Annotated in this window: 12 protein-coding genes and 2 pseudogenes; 5 read left to right on the top strand and 9 right to left on the bottom strand. The window is 41.1% G+C overall.

Annotated elements, in window-relative coordinates; genetic code table 11:
• Window positions 1-152: 152 nt before the first annotated feature.
• The 7 genes and pseudogenes from RB618_RS22805 to RB618_RS22775 form a co-directional block, all read right to left on the bottom strand.
• Complete coding sequence (locus RB618_RS22805; RefSeq protein WP_308070934.1) at window positions 153-1,412, bottom strand: TraG family conjugative transposon ATPase; 1,260 nt, start codon at window positions 1,410-1,412, stop codon at window positions 153-155.
• Window positions 1,409-1,741: a DUF4133 domain-containing protein gene (locus RB618_RS22800; protein ID WP_308070932.1), complete on the bottom strand. Its 333-nt coding sequence runs from the start codon at window positions 1,739-1,741 to the stop codon at window positions 1,409-1,411. Before RB618_RS22800 ends, RB618_RS22805 begins: the two co-directional genes overlap by 4 nt.
• Before the next feature lie 11 nt (window positions 1,742-1,752).
• Window positions 1,753-2,058 (bottom strand): DUF4134 domain-containing protein, encoded by a 306-nt coding sequence (locus RB618_RS22795; RefSeq protein ID WP_308070930.1) that lies wholly within the window; start codon window positions 2,056-2,058, stop codon window positions 1,753-1,755.
• A gap of 211 nt (window positions 2,059-2,269) precedes the next feature.
• On the bottom strand, window positions 2,270-3,118 hold the full coding sequence (locus RB618_RS22790; RefSeq protein WP_308070928.1) for a hypothetical protein: 849 nt from the start codon (window positions 3,116-3,118) through the stop codon (window positions 2,270-2,272).
• Window positions 3,119-3,153: 35 nt separating this feature from the next.
• Window positions 3,154-3,783: a conjugal transfer protein TraD gene (locus RB618_RS22785; protein ID WP_308070927.1), complete on the bottom strand. Its 630-nt coding sequence runs from the start codon at window positions 3,781-3,783 to the stop codon at window positions 3,154-3,156.
• A 2-nt stretch (window positions 3,784-3,785) separates the two neighbouring features.
• Window positions 3,786-4,202, bottom strand: coding sequence for a DUF3408 domain-containing protein (locus RB618_RS22780; RefSeq protein WP_308070926.1), 417 nt, complete (start codon window positions 4,200-4,202; stop codon window positions 3,786-3,788).
• Between the two features lie 4 nt (window positions 4,203-4,206).
• Window positions 4,207-4,973 (bottom strand): annotated as a pseudogene (locus RB618_RS22775) (ParA family protein).
• A 618-nt stretch (window positions 4,974-5,591) separates the two neighbouring features.
• Here RB618_RS22775 and RB618_RS22770 point away from each other — a divergent pair.
• The 5 genes from RB618_RS22770 to RB618_RS22750 all read left to right on the top strand — a co-directional run bounded on the left by RB618_RS22770 (window position 5,592) and on the right by RB618_RS22750 (window position 11,174).
• The gene (locus RB618_RS22770) at window positions 5,592-6,140 is read left to right on the top strand and encodes a BfmA/BtgA family mobilization protein (RefSeq protein ID WP_308070925.1); all 549 of its coding nucleotides are present in this window, start codon (window positions 5,592-5,594) and stop codon (window positions 6,138-6,140) included.
• A 2-nt stretch (window positions 6,141-6,142) separates the two neighbouring features.
• Window positions 6,143-7,120: a DUF5712 family protein gene (locus tag RB618_RS22765; protein ID WP_308070924.1), complete on the top strand. Its 978-nt coding sequence runs from the start codon at window positions 6,143-6,145 to the stop codon at window positions 7,118-7,120.
• A gap of 112 nt (window positions 7,121-7,232) precedes the next feature.
• Window positions 7,233-9,251, top strand: a complete 2,019-nt coding sequence (gene mobC / locus RB618_RS22760; protein ID WP_308070923.1) for a conjugal transfer protein MobC — start codon at window positions 7,233-7,235, stop codon at window positions 9,249-9,251.
• Window positions 9,252-9,488: 237 nt separating this feature from the next.
• The gene (locus RB618_RS22755) at window positions 9,489-10,532 is read left to right on the top strand and encodes a hypothetical protein (RefSeq protein ID WP_308070922.1); all 1,044 of its coding nucleotides are present in this window, start codon (window positions 9,489-9,491) and stop codon (window positions 10,530-10,532) included.
• 27 nt (window positions 10,533-10,559) lie between these two features.
• Complete coding sequence (locus RB618_RS22750; protein ID WP_119790813.1) at window positions 10,560-11,174, top strand: NADAR family protein; 615 nt, start codon at window positions 10,560-10,562, stop codon at window positions 11,172-11,174.
• A gap of 38 nt (window positions 11,175-11,212) precedes the next feature.
• Here RB618_RS22750 and RB618_RS22745 read toward each other — a convergent pair.
• Window positions 11,213-16,597: pseudogene (locus RB618_RS22745) on the bottom strand (N-6 DNA methylase).
• On the bottom strand, window positions 16,584-17,021 hold the full coding sequence (locus RB618_RS22740) for a DUF1896 domain-containing protein (RefSeq protein WP_308070921.1): 438 nt from the start codon (window positions 17,019-17,021) through the stop codon (window positions 16,584-16,586). Before RB618_RS22740 ends, RB618_RS22745 begins: the two are co-directional and overlap by 14 nt.
• Window positions 17,022-17,147 lie beyond the last annotated feature (126 nt).

Raw genomic sequence — 17,147 nt, 5'->3', positions numbered from 1 at the left:
TTGCCACTCAGTCGCAACTTAATAGTTAGTTGACTTGTGGCTTTTCCGACATGCTACACTCCCCGTCGGGTTTCCCGTTCGGATAAGTCGGCTGTTGATGGGCGTTATAAACACTTGCCCAGTGGTTGCCAAACCACATTTGCTATATGCCCTTATGGGCGCACCATATATTCCTCAAGGCTCACTTCTGTGGCATATACCGCAGAGTGCGTGCCGCCCAGTCCGATCCAGACTTCCTTGTAAAGGCGCGAGGGATCATTGTTCATATTAATGGAAAGCACCTGCGCCTTTTCTTTATCGGTAAGACCGAGCATTTTTTGGATCTCATCAAATTTGTTCATGTACTTGCGCTGGTCCAGTAGGATTTTACAGTCCGAATTGTTGATGATGCTTTCCTTGACAATAGGGGACTGGATGATGTCATCGACCTCCTGGGTGACCACAATGGCTTCGCCAAAAAATTTACGAACAGTCTTAAAAAGGTACTTCAGATATTCTGCCTTGATCTGGTTGGCGCGGCTGTAGCGGGCCAGTGAGTGCATATTTCTTGCAGATTTTTCAAACCTGCGAAGGCTTTCCTCACTGTTGTCCAAAAACAAATACTGATTGTAAATATGGTTGCAGCCTAGAAGGAGCCCTGCAGGTGCGGCAAAGGACAATCGGCAGTCGCTGCGGTCCGTTGAAAGCTTTTCATACCGGGTATCTGATGACACCGTACCGGGCAGATCATCGGTATCAGACAGCGTGTGAAAGCATAATCTTTTGCTGCCTACGCGCACCTGTTCGCTACCCAGTGCTATATCCTGAAGCGGCGCTCCGGCTTCCCTGGAAAGGGTCAGGTATTGATCCAGTATTCCCTGTTTTTCTTCTGAGCCGATAATATCCTCTTCGCTCAGAGGTTCCAGCTTGATAAATCCGCTGTCACCCATGATGCGCTCGAACTGCGCCACTGCCTCCATAAAACGGTGTATCGTTTCTTTATCCCTGATTTCCTTTGGCAGCAGCGAGCCTTTGCAGAGCGAGGAGAAATTGCTTTGGGCCGCCATGCGCTCTTTGGTAGTCTTGGTCAGAAAAAGATAGCAGTAATGGTTCAGAAACGGGCGCTCGTTGAAATGGCGCTCGTAGGACTTCGCTAAAAAACTCTGGTCCTTGTTTTGTATTTCTGGCTCGTAGCTTTCTTTGATATACCAGTCCTGTTTGTGCACCACCGTGAAATCGGGCAGGGTCTTAATGGCTTTATGCCAGGCAGCATGTATGGCTTCATACTCAGAAGCGCCAACTGTAAAGAGTTCGGGCAGCTGTACTTTATAACAGGCTGTTATATCTGCATTCTTGGATACTATGCAGTTGTTCTCCACTGCCAGCAGGGGAAACCTGCTCTCTAGTGTGGCGGTCTTTGCTGAATTTCTCATACTCTGTCTTCTTTAGTATTCAACTTTAGCGGGCTCCCTGCAGCCCTTCGGGAGATAAGGTAGCGCGGATGCCTTTTCTTTGCGCCCATTTTCATCAGTCCGTGCTGGCCGTACTTTTTGTTCAGCGCGAAGGTCTGCCACACCAGAAGCGAAGCGCCGCCTGCACCCAAAAACAAACAGATGTAGGAACCGGCGCCAGCCATATAGAGTATCATGACCAGAATAAGGATTCCAAGCAGTCCGCCGGCGAAGATGAACAGGTACTGCGCTTTTAGCCCCTTAAATTCCACTGTTCTTCCAATTCCCTTATTGATGCTGTAAGTGCTCATAACGTTGCAGATTAAAGGAAGAAGGAGCGAAGAATGGTCGCAGCTACGATAAGGAAGATGCAGGCGCCAAACCAGCTTGCTGCGGTTTTGCTGGTATCGGGATCCCCGCTGCTGAATTTGTTGTACACCTTAACCCCTCCGATCAGCCCTACCACAGCTCCAATGGCATAGATGAGCTGCGTGGCGGGATCAAAATAGGAGGTGACCATCTGCGTGGCTTCTGTGATGCCCGCTGTACCGTTTCCCTGCGCCGCGGCGCCCAAACCTGCCAGCATTGTTAGTGCTGCCAGCAGGATTTTTTTTCTTTGTTTTTTCATGATCAATCACTTTAAATTGTTGTCTGTATCCCGCAGGATGCGGGTCTCAGCAGCAAAAGTGTTGTGAAAAACAGCAGTGTATAATGAATTGGAAACCAGCGGTATTACTTGTCTGGCAGTGGCAGTACCAGTAGAGAATCGGACATAAAAAAGCGCCCAAACCATTTGATTTGGGCGTTTGTGTTTCTAATGGAATATGCTTGCGGGCATGCTATAATTTTCGTCCCTTTTTAATTGGTAAAGAATTATCGGGTCCCATTTCATCTGAGGGTTTATTCTGGTCCTGTATTCTTTTTTCCTCCAGATTAAGCTTTATGCTGTTGGGGATATTGGTCGCTTCCCAAGGCAGGGTCTGGGCTTTAAAATGCAGCTTATATTGGTCTTCTTTAATACAGTGGGCGGGTCCAAAGCCATATTTTACATTCCATCCAACCCGGTCCAGCTCCTGAAGATGCGCAAACTTTACTACAATTATGTCTTTGGGCAGTTCTGTAATTTTGAGATGGTCAATTTCCTGGAATTCGTGTGTTTTAGGATTGTAGGGAATGATGTAGGCTCGGGCAAAGCGGTCATAGTACTCGAGGATCTGCTCAAGTGAGATTCCTTTGGATTTAAAATCATCTTTTGGACGCAGTTTTCCGGCGGCTATATCAACAAAAAAAGGATGTCCGGCAATATTTAATATGGGCAGTATTTTTTTATTCCATCTTAAGTCCAGTGGGCTTCCCGGGGTTATAGTCAGCTCAAAATCGGTTTTCCCTTTTATATATTCTACCGTCTGCTTGTACCTTTTGGCCATCCCTTCAGGATCAAGAGCAGTAAGATTGGGAATACTGATGTTTTTTATGTGCCTGTTATTGGTTAAATGAGTATATGATTCAAATGCAGCCAGATTCTTCGTGTTGATGTCATAATGAAAATCATAACCAGAGCCTGTATAAAGCATGTTTGTAATATTCATCCGATTTATAGGATCTGCTTTTTCTATCAATTGCTCATTCAGGCAATCAACGATAAATTCGGTTCCTTCAATGTTCAGTGTAGGGAATATCTTTTCCATGATGGGTGTTTATAAAAAAATGGGGATTTTTATCCTTAGACAAAATCCCCAATATTAAAATCATTCAAATCATCCTTTTGCAAATTAATGAGGCCGGCTCGCTTTTCAGAAGAAAAGCTCTCGTCCAGCAGCGCTGTTATTTTGCGCGAGGCACTGTCAATGGAATTCTCCAGCAGGCTGAATAATTCGGTCCCCTGTATTTTATGAACTAAAGTTATCGCTGTTTGCTTTTCAGAGGGCTCCAGTTTGTTTTTTTGAAGGAGCATCTCTACAGCGCTTAGTTCTTCTAAGGTAACCCCTTGGGCCAGACCGTCATCGCTGATGGAGATTCCATAACTGTTCCATTCCTGCTGCTCTTGTTTCAAATCAGCTGCATTTTTGAAAACATCATCCAGCTCTTCAGACAGATGCTGCATCTGGGGATCTTCGTTGATTTCAATATCAAAATTAGCTCTTTGCGCTTTCCCATTTTTATCGGGGCTCTCAGCAGTACGCTTTGGCATCAAAAGGCTTCTTAAAGGTTTAGACTTCCCCATAATATCGGGCAGTTTGGGACGTTTTTTTTGCTGCGCTGATTTTTTCTTTTGACTTTTAGCTGTCGGGATTTTATCGCGCAGGAGCAGGACAATAATAACGAGCAGGCAGATAACAATCAGATTTTCCATAATTATAAAATAGGTTTGTATTTATCGTTGAAACTTGTGGTAATCTGCTCTCTGAATTCCTGAAAATGATAGTCAAGAAGATTGTCCAGATAGGCGTAAATAGTTATTTTATCTTCGCCGATTACCTGTACGATCCGCGTGAGTTTCTCATGAAAATCCGGCCGGATATATACCGTCTTTCCATTACGCGCATTGGTTGCGGGTCTTTTGAAAAACACGCTTTCATAATCCTTTTCGTTTACTTTTTTAACCTTGTGACGTTCCTTCACTGCAGGCTTTTCAGGTAAAGCTTCAATAGGATCTTCAGGTTCTTCTTTGGGAAGCCGCAGCCCTTCTTTTTTCACACCGTCCACCATCAGACTCATCATCAGCTCCTCGTTGATTTCAGGAATTGGCTTTTTCTTATTGTATTTTTCCATAATCTTACAATTGAACAATTCTTAAAAATTCGCTCATAAATTGATCCAGTCGGCAGGCTTTCATCAGTCGCTCATCGGGTGGCATTAAAGTGGAGCGAAAACAGTTCTCGCACCCGCTTCGCTTTCTTTGCGGAAACGGGTGCTGTTCATGATCTGGGATTGCATCAAAGGGAGGCCAAGCTCATCAATAAGTGAAGTATAAACTTCGTACAGCGGGGAGCGTTCGCGCCCGTCTACCTGATTCCAAAACAGGTTAATGGATTTGATTGCCGTTTCACCTTTTTTCATAATGACATCCCGCATGAGCTGGGTAAAAATAAGCGTACTTTCCATAACCACACGGTCAGCGGTAATGGGAGTGAAGATATGGTGCATACCGGCAAGGGCTTTTAAAATCCCAGGTGTGTTTACAGTTCCCGGAAGGTCAAAAAAGATAAAATCAACCGGGACGGGGAGAGCTTCTATAAAATCATTTGCCGCCTGAAGCACCCCTTCGGCTTTATGCTGGATGACGGGATACGCTTTTTTGTTAATGGCTGTAAACTGTCTGAATGCCGCCCTTTTTAAAAAGTCATTTTCCATGACCATAGCCAAGTCGCGTGCCTTCATTTTCATAAGGCTGTATTGTGGGAAGTCGGCATCGAATACCGCCACGTTGTAACCCATTCGATAATGAAGGGTACTAGCGGCAAGAGCGGTAAAAGTGGATTTACCTACACCTCCCTTCTGGGAAGAAAAGGCAATAAATACGGGTTTGTGTTCTGTTTTCATTTTTAATGGTATTTAATTATTTATTTATGTTGGTGTGCAGGCAGGCAGGTAGCTATCAGCTGATGTATGTATAGAGTTACTCAAAAAAACAGGCAGCTCTTTAAGCAGTTATTGCCGGGCATCCATAGATACTCAAAGAGGTATAATTACAGCTGTGCGGCTAAATATGCTGCTACCATCAGATTTAAATATGTACATCTCCAGTCACTTTTCCTAGACGGATTAAATGATCTCAAAGGCTGGTTTTTTGTTTTACTAGAATCAATCTATTTACAAATTGATTTTTAGCCAGACTCAGCAGCGCTGAGTATTTTGTTAAAGCGCAGGTTTTATATGGCGTTTAGTGTCGCCTTTTGGCAATACATCACCTTATGCTCTTTTTATTCCGATGTCATTACTTTGTAAAGGGTTTAAGCCAGTTCCTATTGTGTTTTGAAAAAAGCAAGCGGGAGTTGGGCAGAGCCTTACTCGCTTGCCCCTTTGCTGGGGCTGCGGGGGTTTTAAGTATACTCGGGGTATATTCACAGACCTGCAGAGGTATTTATGTAAAGCGATTAGGTATACCCGATGGTATACCGCCATATAGAATGAATAATAGGGATTAAAAAAAAGGATGTTATGAAAGAGAGAGAGACCAACAGTATCCGATATCCAAAAGAAACGGATGATAAGATGCAGAAGCTTTCTAAAAACTTCAGGAGAAGCAAGAAAGAACTCTTCTGCCAGATGGTGGATTATTTTTATAGAAGCAAAAAAGATCCGGCAGACCCTGGTGATGAAATGCTAAAGCGCGAACTGTCTTCGGGCATCAGCCGTATAGTGTCTTTTATACGCCAGCAGGAGAAAGATTTTCTGCTGCCGCTGCTCAGCGATACAGGTAATTTGAAGGCTGTTTTTTCCCGGCATATGGAAATTCTTGAAGGGATAGGCAGGCATCTTTTAGCCGAAAGTGAGAAAAATGTTATTCTTGCCAGCCACAGCCAGCAGCTTATAAATGGTATTAAGCACCTCATTTCAAAGCAGAAAGAGAAAGAAATGCTTAAAGAACAGTTCAGCCAGTTACTGGATTATTACATATCTCAGCGCGAAGAAATGGGCTGGGGTAAAGCGGCGGCAAGGAAAGAAGAACTCATGGTTCGTGTAAAAAAGACACTCGCAAACCTATAGTTATGTATATCAGCATTACGGATTCTGAGACCGGCAGCAATAAAGCAGGCTCTGAGCAATTGGTAAATTATCTGGAAAAGGAGAATCGGGCCGTACGTGAAGACGCTGCTAACGCAAGGGAATTGTGGTTCAATACTGCCAGCAAGGAGATCATCCCACAGGAAGTCAGGATAAGAATAGACAATAATATTGCTAAGCTGGGCAGGAATGATGCGAAGTTTTTCCTTATCAATATCAGTCCAAGCCAAAAAGAGATTGGCTTTTTAAAAGAACGTTTCGGGGTGCAGGGAGCAGAAGAGAAACTAAAACAGTATGCTGTGAGGGTAATGGACGCATACGCTGATAATTTTAAACGGCCTTCAGTTCATGACAGTAAAGATCTTTTGTGGTATGGTAAATTAGAGCGCAACCGCTATTACAGTTTTAAGGATGACGAGGTTATACAGGGAACAGTCAAGGCAGGAGACCGCAAGCCAGGGGAACAGCTGCATGTACAGATCATTGTCAGCAGAAAAGACATCTCAAACAAAATAAAACTGAGTCCTCTGAACAATTCACGGGGACTAAACAAAGAGCATTCCGAGAAGCTGGGCCAGTTTGACCGTGTGGCTTTTAAAGGCTCGGCAGAGCAGATTTTTGATCAAATGTTCGGATTTGACCGACCGCTGGAAGAAACCGTTAACTATGCCCTGACCATGAAAAAGGGCTGCACAGATCAGAAACAGGATATTTATCTGAAAAATCAACTTCAAAGCAGACCAATTGATTCACAACAGAACTCGCTCTATGATACAGTCAAGGTTATTTCCCCTCACAATAAACCTGAACTGCAGCAGCTCATTGATGGAATTGATTTTCCCGCAGCAGGCCTTTTTGATATCCTTTCTGCTGACAATGGTTTAGTCTATGAGAATATGGAGGATCAAATCAAGGACTTCAGGAAGAAAAAAAAGAAAAAAAGGCGTCCACCAGGGATTTAAGCAAGCACAAGGTAAATAATCAAACAGTTCCTATCCGTGCCAAATATCGCCATATTATTAATTGCCCTCTGCGCTTGCTATACTTTCATGTCCAATATTGAATAAGTGAAAAATGCAGGGAGACGATGATTTAAGAGGGCTTGCCAAGATTATGGCTTTTATGAGAGCAGTTAGCATACTCATTGTGCTGATGCATTTATATTGGTATTGTTACGGTTTTTTTCTTGAAAGAGGGTGGACTCTGCAGACCATCAATAAAATTTTACGTGGATTCGACCAAAAAGCGGATTTATTTTCGCACATACTATATACCAAAGTTTTCGCCTTACTGCTGCTGGCCTTAAGCTGTCTGGGAACCAAAGGTGTCAAGAATGAAAAAATTACATGGACAAAGATCTATAGTGCTTTAGGGATCGGTTTTGTCCTTTTCTTTTTCAATACTCCATTACTTAAGCTTTCACTGGAAACCGCAGTTTTCTTTTATATCCTCACTATGGGAATTGGTTATATCGCACTTATGATGGCTGGTGTCTGGATCAGCCGTCTTTTACGTACGAACCTTATGGAGGATGTTTTTAACAATGAGAATGAGAGTTTCCAGCAGGAAACCCAGCTTATGGAAAATGAATATTCGGTTAACCTTCCAACCCGTTTTTATTATAAAAACAAATGGAACCATGGCTGGATTAATATTGTTAATCCGTTCCGTGCGACCATTGTGCTGGGTACTCCGGGATCGGGTAAATCCTATGCCATTATCAATAATTATATCAAACAGCAGATTGAAAAAGGCTTTTCGATGTACATCTACGATTTTAAATTTGATGATCTTTCTACCATTGCCTACAATCATTTATTAAAGCATCATGATAAATACAAAACAAGACCAAAATTCTACGTCATCAATTTTGACAATCCTAGAAAAAGCCATCGGTGCAACCCGCTTAATCCTGAATTCATGACCGATATCTCGGATGCCTACGAGGCTGCTTATACCATTATGCTTAACCTGAATCGCAGCTGGATACAGAAGCAGGGAGATTTTTTTGTAGAAAGCCCGATAATTCTTTTAGCAGCCATTATCTGGTTTCTTAAAATCTATGATTCCGGAAAGCATTGTACTTTTCCGCACGCCATTGAGCTGCTTAATAAAAAGTATGCTGATGTGTTTACCATCCTGACTTCTTATCCTGAACTTGAAAATTATTTATCACCCTTTATGGATGCCTGGCAGGGAGGAGCTCAGGATCAATTGCAGGGACAGATTGCATCAGCTAAAATACCACTGTCCCGGATGATCTCTCCGAGTTTGTACTGGGTCATGACAGGTGATGATTTTTCATTGGATATCAATAATCCGAAAGAACCTAAGATACTTTGTGTAGGGAATAATCCCGACCGCCAGAACATTTATTCTGCGGCACTGGGATTGTACAATTCTCGTATTGTAAAACTGATCAATAAAAAAGGGCAGTTAAAAAGTTCTGTTATCATCGATGAGCTGCCCACTATATACTTTCGGGGACTGGATAATCTCATCGCCACTGCCCGTAGCAACAAAGTAGCTGTATGTCTGGGATTTCAGGATTTCTCACAGCTGAACCGTGATTACGGGGACAAGGAAAGCAAAGTGATCCAAAATACGGTAGGTAATATCTTCAGCGGCCAGGTGGTAGGAGAGACCGCTAAGAACCTTTCGGAGCGTTTCGGGAAAGTACTCCAGAAAAGACAAAGTTTGTCCATCAATCGAAATGATACCTCGACATCCATTTCCACACAGTTGGACAGCCTGATTCCGGCTTCTAAAATTTCTACACTTACTCAGGGAGTTTTTGTAGGGGCTGTATCGGACAATTTTGATGAGCGTATCGAACAGAAAATCTTTCATGCAGAAATTGTTGTGGATAATGAAAAAGTGGCAGCCGAAACTAAGTGTTATAATAAAATACCAGAGATTTTATTCTTTCTGGATGAAAAAGGTGAAGATAATATGAAGCAGGAGATTGAAGCGAATTACAAGCAGATAAAAAAAGATATCGTTTTGATTATCGAAAGCGAACTGGAACGTATAAAGAATGACCCTAACTTGCAGCATTTGATACCGAAGGATCCTGGTAAAGCAGATAAATAAATGTAAAAATAATCCGGAAATTCATTTTTAAGATAGCGAGATCTTTGATTGGCTAAATTAAAAAAAACATCCCTATGGAAAGGGCTTAGGAACTGACGGGACATAAATGGCTGTTAACAATTGTGATGCATATTAAAGTGAGCATATCAGAGCAGAGAGAATTGATAAATAGATATTTTCCTGTTATATAATTTTATTACTTTTGAGAAAACATTTAAATTGTAACCAGATTAATTGATGAAAGAAATTGCGGATAAGATATTAGAAACTATTAAAGATTATAGAAATGATGACGGGATTTTTTTAGACAGCGACTATATTATCAATTGGGGAAAACAGTTTAATGAAGATGCTGAATTTGTGCTTAATGAAATCAGTGAGATAATACCGAAGGTTTATGTGTCAAAGGAAAAAGCAAAGGAATATGTTGATCAGCATATTCAAGCTCTGCTGAAAGATTTTAAATATAATAATATATCTCAATTTTTAATTGATACTGAGTTTTTAGATCTGCAGCTGCCTCATAAGAGCCAGCCTGCAATTTTAAGCATACTCGAAACGCTGCTGAATGAAAAATACGACGAGTCATATGTAAAATATAAAACTTATCCCAAAATTAATTTTATTTACTTGGATGATATTTTAGCATCCGGGAGTACAATAGGTAACCATTTGGTAACTTGGCTGAAAGAAACTAATTCGGAAGGTGTGAGTAATTCAGATAATATCTTAAACGATAATTATAAATTGTCAATTAATTTATTTTGTCTTCATAACTGGGGACATTCTTTTCAGAAGTTTAGATTGATGAAAGAATTTGAGGATAAGATTGATAGAAAAATATTTTGGTATTGGAATTATCGTATAGAGAATCATGCTAAATGGAATAATCAGTCTTTAAATGTTGCTTTCCCAACTGATGAACAGCCTACCAATGTCAAATCATATCTGGCAAATTTAGAAGCACCCAAGTATGAGGATTATGCATATAGAAAGTCTAATCAGCCTGCTGCGGAAAGTTTTTTTACATCTGCTGAAAACAGGATTCGTTACGAAAATATTATATTGCAGAAAGGAATATCAATTATCGAAATGATCCAAAATGAAATAAAACCCAATATAAGACCGTTAGGATTAATAAATCCGAGTTACAAAACATTTGGGCTGGGGACACATTTTTTTACTTGGAGAAATATTCCTAATAACAGCCCGCTTGTGTTTTGGTGGGGAGTAGCCGGCCACGATTGGATTCCGTTATTTCCTGTTGCAAATAGAGGTTAGTATAATAAAATTGTTTTAATTTGTATTATGAAAATTAGTGAAAGAATATACAACAAGAATGAAGTAATTACTTTTAGTAAAACTACTGGCAGATTTGGAGGTCTTTCGAATATGGCTCCCGGCTATTCTATATTTGTAAATGAAACTAATATTGCAAATTCTGAAATTCTATATCAGGCGTGCAGGTTTCCATTATTTCCAATGATTCAGGAAGAAATCATTTCCCAGACCAATCCAATGGATGCAAAAGAGATCAGCCGAAAATATAATCAATTTACCAGACAGGATTGGGAGACAGTGAAGTTTGATGTAATGCGCTGGTGTTTACAGATAAAACTTATTCAGAATTTTGATAAATTTTCTGAGATTCTCTTGAGTACAGGAAACAGTACTATTGTTGAGTTCTCAACTAAGGACAGTACATGGGGAGCAATGCCCGTAAATAAAGATGAACTAAAGGGGAAGAATGCATTAGGCAGATTACTGATGGAAATAAGGGAAGTAAACCTCAAAAATCATCAGGATTTAGAATATGTAAAACCATTAAGCATACCCGCATTTTTACTTTTTGACAACCCTATAGATAAAGCATATAAGCCTGAATTTGTCATACATGATCTAGACGATATCTATGCCTATTAAATAGAAAAAATGAAATAAATAAAATGGAAAAGCCCTCATTAATGAGGGCTTTTCCATTTTATAGTAAATTTTTCTTGCACCTGATCATCATCAATTTTAATAGCTTTTTCTTCATTGAGCTGCTCTTTACTTTCAGCAGTAATTGATGACTGTATCTTTCTTTCAATGGCAGCCAATTCTGTTTTTAGTTCGCTTAGTCTGCTCTCTTTAGACCAGCTGGATCTTACTAGCTCCTCAAGCACAGGAAGATCCCTTTGCATTTCTGAAATTTTCTTTTCTTCCTCTTTGATATATCTTGGAAGTTTTTCCAATGCATTGAGAAAATTAAGAGCCGCTGTTTGGGGATCTTTAGCCATTATACCATTGTTGTAAGTGTACTTGATATTGCCGTCGCCCTGAACAAAAAAACGGTTGAATTTTAAATCAATATCCTCTTTTTCCGATATTTCAGTTTTGACCAATGCAATAAAACCATAAAGGGTTCCGATTTCTTGGTATTGGCCTGCTGTTTGGGATAACTCGGCAAGTTGGTTCAGTTTGGTTCCCATTTGTTTAAAATCAGAGTTTATTGGAAGTCCGTCAAGCTGCAGCTGATTTACAATAGTTCCGTCAGGAAGCTTCTGAAGTCGTTTCTTTAAGTTTTCTCAGTCAAGGCTTATACGCTGCAGACGAGTTTGGGAAGAGCCAAGTGATGCTTTAATATCTTCCAATTTATATTTAGAGCCGTACTTGGAACGGTTGAAGGCTTGTTTCTCGCTTTCGAGTCCGGCAACCTGTTTTTCAAGTTTTGCTTTTTCCAAAAGATCCGTATTGCCAGATAGTATGGCAACGTATTCTGAGAAGTTCATCCCCGATTTTTCATCCATGCTTCCTTCATCAATGGTACGCTTGCCTAGGGTGTTGTTCTTGAGCTGGTTTATGAAAAGCTGTTTATTGTAAAGAAGGTTGAATTTATAACTGTCCAGGGATTTCTCTACAGCATAAATAATCACATCGACGTTGTTAGCTGCAAAAAACTTGGCTATCTCATTGCCTTTACGAATAGCCCTGCCATCGCGCTGGGCGAGATCACTTGGCCGCCACGGCGTATCGAGGTGATGTACGGCAACTGCTCGTTTTTGTGCATTTACGCCCGTACCAAGCATATCAGTAGAGCCGAACAATATTCGAATCCTGCCGTCATTCATAGCATTTATGAGTTCCCTGCGCTGTTTATCATTTTTAGCTTCCTGTATAAATCGTATTTCGGGAGCTGGGATGCCGTGGTCCTGCACCAGTTTGCGTTTGATTTCCGAATACACATTCCACGCATCAGGTTTATAAGTTCCTAAGTCCGAAAATACAAACTGTGTTCCTTTTTGTGCCTTAAATCTGCTGTGGTATTTGGCTATATTAGCCGCGCAGTGTGATGCTTTATTATCAGGATGGTCATCATATTTACTGCTTACCATCCGAAGATCCAATGACATTTTACGGGCATAATCTGTTGCAATTAGCATTTTGGCTTTTTCTTCACTCTGCGATAAAGGAGCCCGTCCAAGTAGAGCCGCATTGCCTGTTCTTGCAAATTCCATAAGGTTTTTAATAAAGGCTTCCTGTTGGGGTGTAGGTGTTATGTTGTAAAGGATCTCATTTTTTTCCGGACGGTCAATACCGATATCCCTGGCAGTGCGATAGTCTGTGATTTCGGAATAAAACTGCGCCAGCTCAGGCACTTTTATAAAGTAACGGAATCGTTCTTTCTGCACTATATTATTGGCCACCGAAAATTCATAGTCCGTTGTTTTTCTGGCATAAATAGCTGCCCAGGCATCAAAACAATGGATCCCTTGTTTCTCTAACGCCTGAGGACGCAGGTATTTAAAGAGCAGGTAGAGTTCAGTGAGTGAATTGCTTATGGTAGTGCCCGACAGAAAAGTTGCGCCCAGATCCTTTCCCGTTCGCTCCTGAATGGTGCGAATGGCAAAAAGCAGGTTTATTGCCTTCTGGCTTCCTGACATATTGCCCAGACCGGCAACCCGCTCATGACGGGTATTAAACATCAGGTTTTTAAAACGATGACTTTCATCTACCAGTAAATGATCAATGCCCATCATCTTAAAGTCTACAACATCATCTTTGCGGTTTTCAATATCGTGCTCCAGGGTTTTAAGTTTTACTTCAAGGTTCTGTTTTCTAAGAATCACACCTTTGAGCATTCCTCTTGATATTTCACTGCCTTGTGCCTCTAAGGCTGAAAGGTTGTCCTGAACAGAATCAAGCTCAGCCTGCAGTATCTGTTTCTGTATTTCAGGGGACTGCGGTATCATCCCGAACTGGTCGTGGGTGAGTATTACACAGTCCCAATCGTTATTTTTAATATCTCCAAAAATTCTGTGGCGTTTTTGAGGTGTAAAATCTTCTTTTCCAGGGTATAGTATTTTTGCATGCGGATAAGCGGTCCTGTAAGTTTCAGCAATTTCATGTACATTGGCCTTAAGTCCCATAATCATGGGCTTATGCACCATTCCCAGCCGTTTCATTTCCTGCGCCGCGCTGCACATAATGAGCGTTTTACCAGCGCCTACTTCATGATCGCAGATTGCGCCACCATTTAGTTTTATCATCCACACTGCGTCTTTCTGGCTGGAGTAAAGGTCTTCGATGCCTAAGGCTTTTCTGTCAAGTCCCGGGAAATCCTGATGACCGCCATTATACCTTGGGCGGACAAAGCAGTTAAAAGTGTTGTTGTACTGATCGGTCAGCTGTTTTTTAAACTCTTCATCTTGCGCATGAAGCCAATCGGTAAAAGCAGTACGGATCTCATCAATTTTGGTATTTGCCATCTGTATGGCCTCCATATCACGAACTTTTATTTCCTTATCATCAATTGTAATTTTCTTGGTTATCTCCGGTGTGGTGTTGACCAGCGCGTGCTTGAGCAGTGCTATTCCATCATAAGTGCGGCTATCGGATTTGACTGCGTATTTATCGCGTATGTGCACGTTTTTAACATTGCAGTTAATATTAAAATCGTCGCTGTCCTCAGAGAAGTGGACACGTACCTCTGAATCAAATAAATGCGAAGCGAAATCAGCATAAATGCCGGTAGGAATCCACCGCTCGCCAAGGTTAAAGTCGAGTTCTTCAAATTCGATGCGTCGAGGCTGGGCTTCTTCCAGTGCAGTAAGGCTTGCCTTGGATTCCCCAGTATAAGAATTCCTTTCAAAATAAGATTTTAGCTGCTGGGATTTTTCAACTACATTTCCTGCTATCCATCTTTCGGCTATTTCGTAATGTTTTTCAATAGGATTATAAAAAATTTGCCCCATCAGCGCTTCTTTCAAATCGTGCTCGTTCATACCGCTTATTCTGGACATGTAGTCCAAATCAACATTGCCGTATTTGTTCAGTGATGCAGCTAGCGCTTCATCAGGATTGCCTGCTGTGAGTTCAGTAATGGAGAAACTAACGGGATGGTCGAATATATCAGCCTTATGTACCACACCGCCGATAATACGCTCCAGATAAGGGATTTCTTTTCCTGAACTGTCGGTTTTAATGAGCTTGATATTTTCTGAGCTGTTGAGTCTGCCGTAATTTTTTACAAAAACATCGTATAGTCTGTTTAGGTTTTCCCTTTCCTCAGTATGTAGTGTCTGCAGCTTTGCCTCTTTCTGATAGAGATCCAGATAAGAATCTCTGAGATTAATATACGCCTCGGTTCTTGCTTTCTGTAATACTGGAAGCTTTAAAGGGTGGAAAATCATCTGGCTGTTGTTGTCCTCAGAATCTTTGAGATAGCCTACCCATCCATGATCCATAGCAAGGCAGCCGCTTCGGTAAAAAGACTGCTTTGCTTTGGAATAAATTGCAGGCTGGGGGATAGTTCCGTTTTGGTAAATTGTTTCAGTCTGATCGTCTGCTCCCAAACCTGAAAATAGGTCACCGGTAATAACCAGCTTGCTTTTATTGCTTTGTGTATTCTCTCTGTTGTAAGAGTCAGATTTGTTTAGAGTATCAACTTGTTTCAAACCACTGAAGAGATCCGGTTGCTTTTTGCCGATATTTCTGCTTTTTTTAAAGGTTTGTTTTTTAGTTTTATCAGATGGAGGTGATGTAATTATTTCTCCAAGGTCTTCAAATATATCAAAAAGGCTCAATTGCTTTTCTTGTTTTCTAGCAGAATTATTGTCTTGGGTTTCTGTTGTCAATACCGATGCAGCTGGTTTAGTATTTAGTAATTTTTGAGAATCAGACGACGTGTTTTCAGGAAGCGAAAGCTTTTCATCTCTCTTATCTCTGTACAATCCTAAATCCAGATGATTTGTAAGGTCTTCTACTAGCATTCTTTTTAAGTCTTTAGCAATTCCCTGTACGCCGTCCTGATGGTTATAGATCATTGCCGTCCTTCCATAGGGATCGGTGCCCAGCGTACTGCTAGTATGTATGATTCTTTTGTTGCCGTCAAACAAAGCATTTCCGGCAGTATTGTCGTGAATTAGACTTTGGCAAAACAGTTCTTCGTCTAGGGTCAGGTTTTTCTTTTGTGTATTCTTCTGCAGTATGATCAAATCGCTGCCCACTTGTGTACCAGCATACTCAGTAAACAGGTTGTTAGGCAGCCTGATTGCTGAAACTAAATTGTTATCCTGCATAAGCGCCCTGCGGATACTCTCATTTTTCGGGCTGTTCACGACTCCTTGTGAAGTTATAAAAGCCAGTATGCCACCATCACGGATCATATCGATTCCCTTAAGAAAAAAGTAATTATGTACACTTCTTGCAGCCTGCACTCTTGCCTCATTTTTGCTTCTCGAATACGAAAGGTCAAAAACGGAGGCATCTCCGAACGGGATATTGCTGGCTATAACATCATAGCCGTTTTGTTCTTTTTCTGGCACTTTTTCAAAACCTTTTATCCGAATTACACTATCTGGATAAAGCTGCTCTAAAATCCTGCCGGTAAGCAGGTCCTTTTCATAAGCCACAGCCTGTAATTGGTTTTTACTAGCAAAAGATTCGATAAAAGAGCCGATTCCGGCAGAGGGTTCCAGAAATTTCTTGATATCTAGGCTACTTTCCTGCAGTGAAGCTGCTATGACATCTATAACCTGAGGAGGGGTATAAAATGCTGTAAGTACAGAACTCTGCATGCTCTGTACATAACTTTGGTACTGCTTTTGATCAGCTGCGTTTTCTTTTAACAGCTCGTACAGTTTCTGGGTCAGAGGGAAAAGTTCCTGTTCTGTTTTTCTCCAATGCTTAATGTCCAGAGAGTTTTCAGCTGGGTACAAAACAAATTTAAGACCGCCAAATCCGCTGTATTGCATCATTTGCAGTCTTTCATCTGTTGAGGCTTTTCTGTTCTCCTTTTCCAGTTTAAAAGCAATTCTCAGTGCCTCAATATTGCCTTGGAGATGCAGTCTTTTATTGAAGGCCATTTTCTTCTATCCAGATGGCTATGGTTCCGGTCAGTTCGGTATAGAGCTGGTCAAAGTCCGCGCTGTAGGCAAAGTCATCTGTTAATTTGTAGTTGCTGAAAACTGCTGAGCAGACAATTAGCATCTTTAGGGAAAATGGACGTAATTCCTCATCAGCCATTCTCCTATCGAATTCATTGCAGACAACCTGAAAGATTGTATCAAACCTTGAGAAGTACAGCCCTTCAAAGAGAATATGCAGCGCAATGTCATCGCATTGAACTGCAGGGTTTCCTGCTATGAATGCCCCTTCATAAGCATTGGCTGCCCAAGAAGAACGCTGGTCAATAAATTGAACATCGTGCGCTTTTTCGGGAAAGCTTGTATTTAAAAGTTCTTGAAGCCTCAGCCTGTAATAGGATAGTTCTTTATTTTGTATATTCATGTTACTTGATTTATTTAATTATTAAAGAATTGAATTTAGAGTGTCCTGCCAGCGTTTATAGTCGTTCTGGAAAAGTGGAACTCTTTTGTCTAAAGTTTTTTACTGCCAACAGTAAGCTATATTTAC

Source organism: Flavobacterium sp. LHD-85 (assembly GCF_030929595.1).
Lineage (GTDB): Bacteria > Bacteroidota > Bacteroidia > Flavobacteriales > Flavobacteriaceae > Flavobacterium.
Note: the sequence above shows the minus strand (reverse complement) of the source record. Positions and strands in the feature narration are given on the sequence as shown.

Coding starts and splice junctions, on each gene's coding strand:
- RB618_RS22740 (WP_308070921.1), bottom strand. CDS start 17,021: ATGAATATACAAAATAAAGAACTATCCTATTACAGGCTGAGGCTTCAA.
- RB618_RS22795 (WP_308070930.1), bottom strand. CDS start 2,058: ATGAAAAAACAAAGAAAAAAAATCCTGCTGGCAGCACTAACAATGCTG.
- RB618_RS22750 (WP_119790813.1), top strand. CDS start 10,560: ATGAAAATTAGTGAAAGAATATACAACAAGAATGAAGTAATTACTTTT.
- RB618_RS22785 (WP_308070927.1), bottom strand. CDS start 3,783: ATGGAAAATCTGATTGTTATCTGCCTGCTCGTTATTATTGTCCTGCTC.
- RB618_RS22765 (WP_308070924.1), top strand. CDS start 6,143: ATGTATATCAGCATTACGGATTCTGAGACCGGCAGCAATAAAGCAGGC.
- RB618_RS22790 (WP_308070928.1), bottom strand. CDS start 3,118: ATGGAAAAGATATTCCCTACACTGAACATTGAAGGAACCGAATTTATC.
- RB618_RS22780 (WP_308070926.1), bottom strand. CDS start 4,202: ATGGAAAAATACAATAAGAAAAAGCCAATTCCTGAAATCAACGAGGAG.
- RB618_RS22755 (WP_308070922.1), top strand. CDS start 9,489: ATGAAAGAAATTGCGGATAAGATATTAGAAACTATTAAAGATTATAGA.
- RB618_RS22770 (WP_308070925.1), top strand. CDS start 5,592: ATGAAAGAGAGAGAGACCAACAGTATCCGATATCCAAAAGAAACGGAT.
- RB618_RS22800 (WP_308070932.1), bottom strand. CDS start 1,741: ATGAGCACTTACAGCATCAATAAGGGAATTGGAAGAACAGTGGAATTT.
- RB618_RS22805 (WP_308070934.1), bottom strand. CDS start 1,412: ATGAGAAATTCAGCAAAGACCGCCACACTAGAGAGCAGGTTTCCCCTG.
- mobC (WP_308070923.1), top strand. CDS start 7,233: ATGCAGGGAGACGATGATTTAAGAGGGCTTGCCAAGATTATGGCTTTT.